12 protein-coding genes are annotated in these 12227 nt (G+C 55.4%); all 12 read right to left on the reverse strand.

Annotated elements, in window-relative coordinates; translation table 11 throughout:
- Window positions 1-22: 22 nt before the first annotated feature.
- Complete coding sequence (locus GOW09_RS08875; RefSeq protein ID WP_152457240.1) at window positions 23-1330, reverse strand: ATPase; 1308 nt, start codon at window positions 1328-1330, stop codon at window positions 23-25.
- Window positions 1331-1446: 116 nt separating this feature from the next.
- Window positions 1447-1992: a prepilin peptidase gene (locus tag GOW09_RS08880; protein ID WP_152457241.1), complete on the reverse strand. Its 546-nt coding sequence runs from the start codon at window positions 1990-1992 to the stop codon at window positions 1447-1449.
- Between the two features lie 3 nt (window positions 1993-1995).
- Complete coding sequence (locus GOW09_RS08885) at window positions 1996-2847, reverse strand: lipopolysaccharide assembly protein LapB (RefSeq protein WP_171117512.1); 852 nt, start codon at window positions 2845-2847, stop codon at window positions 1996-1998.
- A gap of 30 nt (window positions 2848-2877) precedes the next feature.
- Window positions 2878-3420, reverse strand: a complete 543-nt coding sequence (locus GOW09_RS08890) for a tetratricopeptide repeat protein (protein ID WP_371419729.1) — start codon at window positions 3418-3420, stop codon at window positions 2878-2880.
- A gap of 57 nt (window positions 3421-3477) precedes the next feature.
- Complete coding sequence (locus GOW09_RS08895) at window positions 3478-4452, reverse strand: type II secretion system F family protein (RefSeq protein WP_171117514.1); 975 nt, start codon at window positions 4450-4452, stop codon at window positions 3478-3480.
- A 10-nt stretch (window positions 4453-4462) separates the two neighbouring features.
- The gene (locus GOW09_RS08900; protein ID WP_152457244.1) at window positions 4463-5431 is read right to left on the reverse strand and encodes a type II secretion system F family protein; all 969 of its coding nucleotides are present in this window, start codon (window positions 5429-5431) and stop codon (window positions 4463-4465) included.
- 11 nt (window positions 5432-5442) lie between these two features.
- Entirely contained in the window at window positions 5443-6885 is a 1443-nt protein-coding gene (locus tag GOW09_RS08905) for a CpaF family protein (protein ID WP_152457245.1), read from the reverse strand.
- A 25-nt stretch (window positions 6886-6910) separates the two neighbouring features.
- A complete protein-coding gene (locus GOW09_RS08910) occupies window positions 6911-8146 on the reverse strand; it encodes an AAA family ATPase (RefSeq protein WP_152457246.1) in 1236 nt (411 codons plus the stop codon).
- Window positions 8147-8345: 199 nt separating this feature from the next.
- The gene (locus tag GOW09_RS08915) at window positions 8346-8975 is read right to left on the reverse strand and encodes an OmpA family protein (protein WP_152457247.1); all 630 of its coding nucleotides are present in this window, start codon (window positions 8973-8975) and stop codon (window positions 8346-8348) included.
- 17 nt (window positions 8976-8992) lie between these two features.
- Entirely contained in the window at window positions 8993-10399 is a 1407-nt protein-coding gene (locus GOW09_RS08920; RefSeq protein ID WP_152457248.1) for a type II and III secretion system protein family protein, read from the reverse strand.
- A 195-nt stretch (window positions 10400-10594) separates the two neighbouring features.
- On the reverse strand, window positions 10595-11473 hold the full coding sequence (cpaB, locus tag GOW09_RS08925; RefSeq protein WP_171117516.1) for a Flp pilus assembly protein CpaB: 879 nt from the start codon (window positions 11471-11473) through the stop codon (window positions 10595-10597).
- A 291-nt stretch (window positions 11474-11764) separates the two neighbouring features.
- On the reverse strand, window positions 11765-12004 hold the full coding sequence (locus GOW09_RS08930) for a hypothetical protein (protein WP_152457250.1): 240 nt from the start codon (window positions 12002-12004) through the stop codon (window positions 11765-11767).
- Window positions 12005-12227: the final 223 nt, after the last annotated feature.

The raw sequence follows: 12227 nt of genomic DNA on the forward strand, positions 1-12227 counted from the left end.
CGGAGGAGGGATTGGCACGGCGTTATTTAACGATTTTCTCGTCTTTTACGAACATGTTGGCCCAGGCACGGTCAATCAGGTCCGGGCTCATCTGATAAGGGATGCCTTCGAACTCGCAGATCGAGATCATCTGATCAATCAGGAAGATCGGTTGGTAGTTGGCATAAATATTGTTGATAGTCGGGTACTTGACCTTCAAGAGGTGCACCAATGCCGCCTCGTCCAGCGGCATTCCACGTTTGCGGGCCACCATGGCAAAGATTTTCAGAAAGTTCTCCTGATTGGGGCCGTCAATCTTGATCTTGAAGAAGATCCGGCGCAAGGCCGCTTGGTCGAAGATCTCATTGGGGTGGAAGTTGGTCGAGAAGATGACCAGCGTGTCAAACGGAACTTCGAACTTTTCACCTGATTGCAGGCCGAGGATATCCTTGTTTTCTTCAAGCGGGACAATCCAACGGTTGACCAGCGCCTGCGGCGGTTCGGCCTGACGGCCAAGGTCATCTACGATGAAAATGCCACCGGTGGATTTCAGCTGCAACGGGGCCTGATAGGTTCGGGCGGTCGGGTTGTAGACCAGATCCAACATGCTGAGCGAGAGCTCACCACCGGTTACGACGGTGGGGCGTTCACACTGAACATAGCGAGAATCGAACCGCTTGCGACGGCGCAGGCTGTTGGGGTCGTCCGGCTCCTGTTCGATCGCCGTGTGCACGATCGGGTCATAGACCGTGATCACCTGCCCCGCATATTCGATAGCGTATGGCACATAGACGTTATCACCCAACGCATCCCGGATGCCGTTCGAGATCGAGGATTTACCGTTGCCCGGAGGACCGTACATCAGAATCGACCGGCCCGCGCTAACCGCCGGGCCCAGATGGTCCAGCAGGCTGTCGGGCAGAACCAGATGACCCATTGCGCCAACCAGTTGCTCTCGCGTGACTTGAATATTTCGGATCGACTGGCGTTTGACCTGCTCGCGATAGACATCCAGCGGCACCGGCATCGCGCCGAAATATTCGGATTGGCTCAGCGCATCCAGCGCACGGGCCTTGCCTGCATCGGTCAGCTGATATCCCATCTCATTGCCGCTATTGGCGTTCAGTGTCCCGGTCGCTTCAAGCAGTTTCTGATCGCGCGCGATATCGACCAGTTCCTGAGTTACCGATCCCGGGAGACAGATCGCTTCGGCCACTTCTGAAACCGTGCTCGCGTTTTTACGAAAAACCGTCTTCAGAAGGATGTCCCGCATCATTACAAGCGGAAGCTTCATTTCGCCCAAACCCTTGGGGGCAGGGGGGGCCATAACAGAGGAATTCTGCATATTCATGCGCGGTGCTCGTCCATCAATTTGTCACGCCAAGAACCCGAAAAAGGGCGTCTTGAAGAAAAATGAACCAGCTTTGTGGCGGGACAAAGGCAGCGACAAGGCGCGCTGATGATAGTTTACGATCCGAGAACAGTACCCAAAATCAGGTACATGGCCAATGATCCGCCCAAGGCGAAACCCATCGGAAACTGCTTGCCCCGGCTCCAGCTTTCCCAATGCGGCGCGATCGTGCGCAGCCTTGTGATTTTGGCCAAACGATGTGTGACCACGGCAGCCAGAACACAGGCGGTCAGGATCATCAGTATAATTCTCAGATCGCCCAGCCAGACAAACGCCGAAGCGGCGGCCAGAAATTTGGCATCGCCAGCGCCCATGGTGCCCGCGGCATTCAGGAAGATGCCAATAACCAAAACCACGACAATATGCAGCAATTGCCAGAAATAGATCGGCATAGACACGGTGACCGGCCCCAGATTGCCGCTGAGGCTGCCTGTGGACCAGGGTGGAATGGCGATCAGACCTATCACGATGTAAACCAGCGTCAGCGCAAGGACTGCATGGTTCTTGATCCGCATCTCACGCATATCCGTGAAGGCAACGTAAAAGCAGATCGGCAGCACAAACGGCAGAAACCAGGCCGCTGCCACTGCGGGTATCTGCATGTGTCAGGCCCCTTCAAGCGCCCGAAGCGAGCGGACCGCCTCGTCGAAATGCTGCGGGTGGGTTGAAATGGCTTCGCGGAATAGGTTCTTGGCGGTGGTTATATCGCCCTGTTTGACTGCCGAAATACCCATCGTGTTGAGCAGACGCGCCCGCTCGACCTGAGTCATCGGGACGACTGGCATGCTATAGTTGCCTTGCGCCGATCGGGCCAAAACCAGGTTGTTCTTGGCGGTAAACAGCGAGTTGTCCTGGCGGATCGCTTCCGAGAACAACCGCTCGGCTTCGGCATATTCGCCGCGGGTCAGTTTGGAATATCCCCAGTTGTTCATCACACTGCCCGGACGTGTCGTCAGCCCGACAGCGGTTTCATAGAAATGATCCGCGCGTTTCCACTCTTTCCGGGAATCGGCAACGACTGCCTCGAGGCGATACCGTTTGAAGGTTTCAAAGGTGGGGGGAACCGAATCCAGAACCGTTTTGGCCTGCGACCAGTCGCCGTTTCGGACCAAGGCGTCCGCGTATTCAACCTTGTCCGCGGCGTTCGAGCCCTTCATCGTTGTGACGCGCTTCCATGCGGTCACGGCCTCGGTCGTGCGTTTGGCGCGGCCCAAAGAAATTGCCAGTCCGCGCTGAAGATCGATCCGGTCCGGGTTCTTGAGCGCTGCACCGTGGAAATAGGTCACTGCTTCGTTTGGATCTGCGGCGCTCAGAAGCACATCGTTCAGGTTTGTTTCGTCAATAACGTTCACTTCCTGAAACGTTCGTTCAACCTTTTCCTCTTCGGTTTCCTTTGCACAGGCCGACAGGATCAGACCACTGATAACAACACTCGGAATCAAGAATTGCTGGCGCATTTTTTGCGTCCTTTACTGCTCTCGCCTCAATTACTGGATCTTGCGTAGCGTGAATTGCCCGTCGCCAAGCTGCTCCAGTGTGTATTCTTGTTGTTCTTGTGGGGTATTATTAACAGGATTTTCCATTTTTGCGAGTGCTAAGCGCAGATTGTCCCGGATTGCGTCACTTTCGCCATTGTCCAGCGCATAGGCCCGCTGAAACACTTGCGCGGCCTCGGGGTATTCCTGTTTTTCCATCAGCAGGACGCCGAGATTGTTCCAGGCCACCGGCCAGTCCGTGTCGTCTTCGACGGCCCTGCGCAGCAGTTTTTCGGCCTGTCCCAAGCGGCGTAGCCCCACATTTGCAGTACCTAGAGAAGTCAGGACCTGGGGCGTCATACCCTGTTCAAGCGCGGCCCGGGTAAAGGTTTCAAGCGCCAGTTCGTATTCTCCGGCGGCCATCAATCTGTTTCCGACCTCGATGTTGTCCTCTGCCTGACCCTTGGCGTCAATTCCCGGTGCATCCAATCCGTTGGATGACAGGCCTTCTGTGCAAGAAGCCACCATGGCAAAAACCATGGTGGCCCGGAGCATTCGGCGAAACCCGGAAGGGAAGCACCTGAATTCAGCTTTCATATGGTTCTATCCGACCTAGCGTCCAAAACTCGAAATAACATTCGCCGACGGGCCAACCAGAATAATCAGCAGCGGCGGGACCGTCAGCATCATTGTGACAAGAGTCATCTTGGTCGGCAACTTGTTCGCGGCCTCCTCGGCGCGCATCACGCGTTTGTCGCGCATCTCGCCGGCGTAAACCCGCAATGCCTCGGCAATCGATGTACCAAATGTCGCCGATTGGATCATGACGGTGACAAAAGAGTTCACATCCTGCACACCACATCGCACGCCGAAATCACGCAGGACTGTATCCTTATCCTTACCAGCCTTCATTTCGTGCGCGACAGTTTCGAATTCCTGCGCGATATCCGGATAAGACGCACTCATTTCGCTGGCAACGCGAACGATGGCCTGATCAAGCGATTGACCGGCCTCGACACAGACCAGCATCAAATCGAGCGTATCAGGAAAGCCAGCGGTAATTGCTTCCTTCCGTTCTTCAACCCGGCGCGTGATCCAGTATTTTGGTGCGAAATAGCCAATCGCGCCGGGGACAAGCACCCGGATCATCATCTGTGTTCCGGTAAATTCCTGGCCGCCGGAAAAGACCGTGACCAGCAGAACACCAATGAGAATACCAAGGATACCCAAGGAAAACTGCGCAAAGTGGAAGAACCGAACCGAATCCTTCGACCTGTAGCCCGCCTGGCGCAGCTTCAGCTCGACGGCCGAGTATTCTTCTTCGTTCTTGGGTTCAAGGAATGTTGCGAACTTCTCAAGCTGCTCGTTTCGGCTTGAGTTTCGAAGCTGCTCTTTCTTCCCTTTTTTCTGCTTTGGAGGAGCCGCATTCGATCTTTGCAGTTTCTTCAGGGGGTCTTCCGGCTGCTTCATCATCAGTGTGACAGCGACCAGAACCATAAGCAGGCCAAGTACGCCGACAATGATAAGGGGGCCGAATTCGCCCAGGTGCTGGGTTAACAGGTCATTGATGCTGGTCAGGAATTCCATTGTGCTGCCCTCAGACCTTGATGTTGGTGATGATTTTCATGACGATCAGGTTCAATGTCAGCAGGATGGCGACAACAAAACACGCGGGAATAAACCATGGGTGATCCAGCACCTCGTCGTAATAGCCCGGATCTTTGACCAAGATGAAAATCAGACAGGCAACGGGAAACCCGGACAGGAACTTGCCGGACCATTGTGCCTCGGCCGTAATCGCCTTGACGCGACGGAACAGGCGAAAACGAGCGCGGATCACCTTTGCCAATCCGGCCAGAATTTCGGCAAGGTTGCCGCCGGATTGCTGCTGAATACCCACGGCTACGGCAAGAAAGCGCATATCCTGCATGTCCAATCGTTCAGCCATGTCCTTCAGCGCCTCGCCCACATCGCGACCATAGGCACATTCATCAGCGATAACGCCAAATTCGGTTCCCAGCGGATCCTGAACTTCGTTTGCAACCACCTGAATCGTCGACACAAATGGATTGCCAACACGCAGAGATCGAACCATCAGCTCAACCGCATCGGGCAGTTGTTCTTCAATCATACCCATGCGTTTCTTGGCCTTGTGGTTGACCCAGGCGTAAACGCCGCCGATGCCGATTGCGATGGAAACAACGATACGAAGTGCCGTGTCCGTAGCGGTGCCAATGCTCAAACCCACAAAGGCCATGGCTGATACCAGACCCATGATCATGATCAATTGACGGGGAGAGAACGCGATTGCAGCCTTTTGCGCCTTGTCGGCAAGAAGTGAGTACAGAGGAATGCTCTGCGATTTCATATGCTGCTGCATCTCTTTGCGCAGCTGCTCCAGCACCTGTTCGCGTCCGGCACCTTTTTCCAGCATATCCAGGCGTCGGTTGACCCGGCTGTTCAGGCTGATGGACTTGCCGAAGGCGACAAGATAGATGCCCTCGACCAAGGCAAGAACCCCCACAAAGATGGCGACATAAATGATCGCCTCCATAGGCAATTGCATACCTGGTTCTCCTACATTGTGGTTGGGTCGTAGATGGACGCTGGCAAGTCAAAGCCCCACAGACGGAACCGTTCCGAATAGTGGCTGCGGACGCCAGTGGCGGTGAAATGCCCGATGATCTTGTTGTCTGGTGTCAGGCCAACGCGTTGAAAACGAAAGATTTCCTGCATGGAAATCACGTCCCCTTCCATCCCGGTGATCTCGGTGATCGAGGTCATCCGGCGTGAACCGTCCTGTAGGCGGCTGGCCTGCACGATCAGGTTCACAGCCGAGGCGATCTGACTGCGGACCGCCTTGATCGGCATTTCGATCCCGGCCATCGCGATCATGTTTTCCAGACGTGAAATGCCGTCACGGGCCGAGTTGGCGTGAATCGTGGTCATCGATCCGTCGTGACCGGTGTTCATGGCCTGCAACATGTCGATGACCTCGGCGCCGCGTGTCTCACCCACGATGATGCGGTCAGGACGCATACGCAGGGCGTTTTTCAGACAGTCGCGCGGGCTGACTTCACCTTTGCCTTCCACGTTGGGCGGGCGGCTTTCCATCCGACCCACATGCGTCTGTTGCAGCTGAAGTTCCGCCGTGTCCTCGATGGTCAGGATCCGCTCGGCATCGTCGATGAAGCTGGACAGGGCGTTGAGCGTGGTTGTTTTACCCGAACCCGTACCCCCGGAAACGATGATATTCAGTCGGGTGGACACGGCGGCCTGCAAATACGCGGCCATTTCTTCGGTGAACGCACCGAAATTGACCAGATCATCAATGCCCAGCTTGTCTTTCTTGAATTTACGAATGGAAACAAGCGATCCGTCCACCGCGATCGGAGGCACCATGGCATTGAAACGCGATCCATCGGCCAGACGGGCGTCAACATACGGGTTGGATTCATCGACGCGGCGGCCCACGGCGGACACGATCTTGTCGATGATCCGCATCAGGTGCTTCTCATCCTTGAAGGTAATGTCGCTGAGTTCCAGCTTGCCGGCACGTTCCACAAAAATCTGTTGTGGACCATTCACCAGAATATCGTTGACCGAATCGTCCTGAAGCAGCGCCTCGAGCGGGCCGAGACCCGTTACCTCGTCATACAGTTCCTTGTTCAGTTGGGAACGGTCTTCGCGGTTCAGAACAATGTTTCTTGTTTCCAGAACTTCGCTGGCGATAGCACTGATTTCAGTGCGCAACTCGGCTTCGCCGGCGTTTTCCAGCGCTGCCAGGTTCAGGTTCTCCAGCAGCTCGCGGTGCAGTTCGATCTTGATCTCACCCAACCGCTCCTTGCGTTTGCGGTCTTTGTCTGAACTTGCGACCTCACCTGCAATCTTTTTCACGGGTTTGCGTGCCACCGCGGTCGCAACAGGTGTCGCCTGTGCAGAAGATGCCGCTGTTTCAGCCGGTTGTGCCGGCGTTTTGACGGGCTGCGCTGCAGGTTGCTTTTTGTATCTTGAAAACACGGCTTATCCCCCCTTTGGGATGATGTTACGCAGCTTCTTCGGCACTGCTGCCGAGGCTGTGAAGCGACTTCGCCAGCTTTGCGATTTCCCGGCGCAACGGGTTCTTGGCGGCCGCATTTGCCAGAGGCAGACCATGATCCCCACTTTGCATGACCGGTTTGCCACCATCAGGCAGCAGCAGGTCGATGGAGATTCCAAGACTTTCCCCCATGCGTTTCACGCGGCTTTTCCCGTTCAGATCGGTAAATTTCGGCGCTCGGTTCAACGCAAAACGCAGCTTGTTGAATGGCAGTTCCTCTGCCTGCAACGCACGCTTCAGGCGCAGGGCATTCTGGGCGGACCGCATGTCCAGCTCGATCAGGGCGAAATACACATGGGCGGCCTGCAAAACTGTTTCCGACCACAGGACCAGCGTTTTTGGCATGTCGACAATGACATAGTCGAAATGCGCGCGCGCCATGTCGATCACGCGCTGAATGTCTTCCGGAGTGATCAAGTCCAGTGGCACCATATCGGAGGGTGCGGTTAAAACCTGAAGCTTTTCTTCATATGTTTGAAGGGCTTGCGAGAATACTTCGCTGTCCATCGCATCGGTGTCCGACAGCATTTCAAACACGGTCTCTCGTCGCGGCAGATCCAGATAGGTGGAAACGGTCCCGTATTGCAGGTCCAGATCGATCAGACACACGGTCGGCGCGTCTTTGTCAGAGGCACAGGCCAGTTCCCAGGCCAGGTTAACGGCCAGTGTCGTTGCGCCGACACCACCTGCCAGGCCCTGAACGACAAACAAAGCGCCTTCTTTGGACGCGCCGCCGGCCAAAGGAACGGCGGCTGCTTGCGCAACGGCAACCGGGTCGGGCTGCTTCATACGCTCAATGGCTTCCTGCAATTCGCCTTCGGGAAGAGGATAGGGCACGAACTCGTCAGCACCCTTGCGCAACAGTTGGTGCAGGGATGCCGGAGTAACATCCTCGGCGATCAGAACAACTTTTACTTTTTTTTCATTGGCTTGAGTGATTATCTCACCTAGCAGAGAAAGGTTGTCTTCGTCTTCTCCGTCGATCGCCAGTGCTACGAATTCCAGCGTTTCAGCTTCGGGTTGGCTGAAAAAGGCCAACGCTTCTGCAAATCCCAGGTCTCCCCAGCGTTCGCCCAAGATGGCTTCCATGTCTTCGATCAGAAGGTCGAAATTCTGAACATCCCGACTGATGGTGCAGGCCAAGATTGCAGTATTGTCGTCTTGCGGCGTCGCGCTGGTCATAAACACTATCCTCGTCGTGAGGGCTCAGCATGTCATATGAACGAAATCCGCCAGATTGATGTGCTGTCGCCCCAATACGGTCAAATTTGGCCGCAGGTCACCCTATTGTTCACAATGTTGCTTTGAAGTTGGGCGAGAATTGGGCGCAAAAGAACCAATTGTAGGGAAATGGGCGACGATGTCGCCCATTTCAAACGTATTATCCACCGCTGCCAGCGTCTTGGGCGTTCACTTCCTGAATCTGGCTTACAGCGGTCGCACTTTCCACATATTCGCGGTAAATGATCTGAGCGTACTTGCCGTCCAGAAGCTGCGGGTTGCGATCAACGAATCCCGAAACTTCAGTGACCGTTCTGCGATTCCTGCGATCCCTGTTTTGCGTTGCGATCAACGGTTGCGTTTTGCCAAACGATACCACCGCCTCAAGCCGTGAGCGCGAGATACCCTGCTGCCCCAAAAACGCGACGACTGCTTGAGCGCGGCGAAGGCCAAGGCTTTTGTTGTAGCTGGCCGACCCCACAGCATCCGTATGTCCGTAAACGCGGAACCGGGCCTCGGGGAACTGCTTGATCCAGTCAGCCTGTTGCAAAAGAATGCGCTGAGCCGAAGCATCGAGTTGCGAGCTGTTGAACGCAAAGTTTACCTGGCTGGGTACATCCGCGGCAAACCGGCGGCTGAGAATCTGCGCGTAGGTTAATTCGCCGCTTTGTACCTGGACGTTGTTGAGCGTCGCGTTCCCGAAAGTGCCTGTATCGATCTCGTACCCGGCCTCGCGGGTGCATGCGGCGACAGCGACCGAAAGACCCAGTGTGATGATCCACTTATGCATTGGTCCTATCCTCCTGATCAATCTAGGACGTAGCCGTAGGAGCTGCCGAAGTTCTGCTTGGCAACTTCTGACGCTCCGCCGGCGCCCGTGCGCTGTGTGCGCGCCACCTGGCCGTTCAAGAACAAGTCAAATTCGCTGGGCGGTTTGACCCGATCGGTTGGAAGCGCAAGAGTTTCGCCCCGAGTCGGTGAAACCAGATGCGCGGTGATGATAACGACGAGTTCACTTTGCTCGCGCTGGTAGTTGGCGCTGCGGAACAACGCGCCCAGAACCGGCACATCCCCCAACCATGGGATCTGGTTGCTCAGATCCGCGAAATCGTCCTGGATCAGGCCTGCAATGGCAAAGCTTTCACCATCGCGAAGTTCAATCGTTGTTTTGGCCCTGCGGGTGATGAAGCTAGGAACCGAATCCCCGTTGATGGTAAAATCCGAGCTGTTGTCGATACTCGAAACAGCCGTGCCCATCTCAAGGTTGATCAGATCGCCATCCACGACGCGTGGGATGAAGTCCATTTCAACGCCGAAGGCTTTGTATTCGATGGCCACAACGCCGTCATCCTGCGGTACCGGGATGGGAACTTCGCCACCGGCTAGGAACGATGCCTCCTGGCCGGACAGCGCGGACAGATTCGGCTCGGCCAGGCTGCGGGCCAGCCCCTTGGTTTCCAGCGCTTCCAGCAACAGGCGAACCTGCGTCGAACCCGCGCCAAACCCAAACAGGATGGCACCGGTATTGGCCTGAACTGCCGGAATGTTGTTCGCCAAAGCGTTGTTCAGTGCGAACTGGTTGTTGAGCGTGTTAAAGCCTCCGGTAACGTCGCTTCCACCGAAGCCAAGCGACGCTGTCAGGCTTTTGGCGACCGAGCGGTTCATCTCTGCAAAGCGGACCTTCAGCATGACCTGCTGCACACCACCGACCGACATCAGGTTCGAGACGCGCTCGGGGGCATACCGTTCAGCCAGTTCCAGCGCGCGCGCCAGTTTGGCCGAGCTGGAGATCGTACCGGACAAAACAATGCCATCATTGGCTGTGCGAACCTCGATGGGTTCGTTGGGCAGGATTTGACGCAGACGTTCCTTGAATTCTGTAACATCCGGTGCGACCCGGACGCGGACATTGGCCAAAAGATTGCCCGCGCCGTCAAACAGTGTCAGCGTAGTCAGGCCGGGCGCCTTGCCCAGAACATAGATCGTGCGCTCCGACAAAGAAGAGATGTCTGCAATGCCTGCGTTGGCAATGCTGAGCTCTGCGAAAGGTTGTTCGCTTTCTACGACAATTGCGCGGTTCATCGGGACGTCCAGTGTTTCCACAGTCCCTTTTTTCACCACGCGCAAAGTTTCAGCCCAGGCGGTGTCGCCAATGGGGCCCATAACAAGCGACAACCCCAGCAGGGTTGCGCTGATCCAGGTACGTATTGTCATGTGACCTGCCTCTCCGATCACGCCTCGTTTTTTTGGGTCTTATGCCCTATGGGAGGAGAGACTGCGCGAAATCCGAATTTATTGCAATAATCAATGGTTTCCGTAAGTTTCCTTATGTGGGGAATTGGCAACATCCGCAAAAAAATGAGCCGCACCAAGGGCGCGGCTCTGAACCTGTAACGTTCTGAATTGGCGTCAATTTGTGCAGGGGATAGGCACATTTACAATTTCGCCACCGCGGCGAATACGTGTTGTGCATACCCTTTCGGCTTTTGCTTCTGGTTCCGGCGCGGTTTCTTGAATTCCCAACAGCTTGCGCTGATCCACTTCAATCGTAGAGGCAACGGACTCATCCTGTACCCCAACCAGAGCCAAGGAAAGACGCCCCGTGTTCTGAGCCTGTGCCAAAGCCGCGACCTGTTCAGGTGTGGCTGCGACCGTGACTGTACGTGCAATGGTTGTGTTGGTGACGTCTGAACCAGCGGTCTGATCGACGGCAATGAGCTGCACGTTGGTTTCGATCAGGCGGGTAATTCCGCCGCTGTTCCCTTCGATGGTTCCACTGGAACCGGTCCAATAGATGTCGACACTGTCGCCGGGCCGCAGGAATCCTGAAACGCCAGAAGCTACGTCAACGCTGATCGCAAAGGCACGCATACCTTTTTCCAGACGTGACGTCAGGCCGGCCTTTTCGCCTGGACGAGTGATCTTGACCTCCATGATCGCTTCGTCTTTTTCCATTGCCCTCAAAACGAAACGTTCATTTGCGCCGCTTTCGGGGAACAGGGCTGTGAGCTCTGTGAATGTACCTTCCGGAATCGCGTTTTCCGGCCAGTCAACTGCGCGGATATCTTCCTCCGTCAACCGCTCGCCGTATTTAAGGGCGCGGTTCGATACCAATACAGTGACTGTCGGAACAACATCGACTTTGGCATTGGCCAGAGCCTCTTCCGCAGCAAGCCTTTGGCGTGCCAGTTCACTTTGGTAAGCCGCGATATAGTTTCGCGCCATGTATACGGCGCCCCCGGCCAGTGCAACGCCGACAATCAGGACAAGTCCGAAAACTGCTCGCATGCGTGTACCTCATTCTTTTGTTTGGTCGAATACTTAGCGGCCAAGGAACCACATTGAAACAGCCTATTTGCTAACCGCAAATTGTGTCGAAATGTGGGACAAAAATGCCTGATTGTCAGATTTCTGCGCCTTCTTCCGCACAATTCCGCATGGTTATTGTTACCTTTCCCATGATTGCCAGCGGACCGAGCGTAACAAAACAACGCTGCACCCAACGGGCGCAGCGCTTTGCTTCGAAAGGGTTAGGCAAGACGTTTTTGGAAACCAGCCAGAGCGCGCACCAGCTGCAACTTAGCCGCCGCCGCCGGCAGTTCCCGCCGTGATAATACCAGACGGTGCAGTATTCGAGCCGGTGCTGACGACGGCGCTGTTCATGGCCCCGTTGATATTGCCGCCCATGCTGTCGACGCTTGAGCTTATTACAAGGTAGGTCGCGCCCGACAATCCTATGACCACGGCGGTCAACACCACCCAGTCAACTGTCACCGCTCCTGCTTCGTCAGATTTGAACTGATTAAGGAACCTTAACATGTGCTTATCTCCAAATACGTCGCGTCAGTGCTAAAAACAGGTTGGCCTAAAACTGGTTCGCATGGATGGCGAAAGTTGGGCTAAATATTGATTTCCTAAGGAAATTGGGAAATCCTGGCAGGTTTTGCGCGTTGGTCGAGTTGATCGGGGCAGAAGAAACGCGGCAATTACAGCAAAACGCCATGATCGTCGCGATTGCCTTCACAACTTGCGCGCGGGCAGG

The sequence above is a fragment of the Ruegeria sp. HKCCA5463 genome (genome assembly GCF_013034175.1).
Taxonomy (GTDB): domain Bacteria; phylum Pseudomonadota; class Alphaproteobacteria; order Rhodobacterales; family Rhodobacteraceae; genus Ruegeria.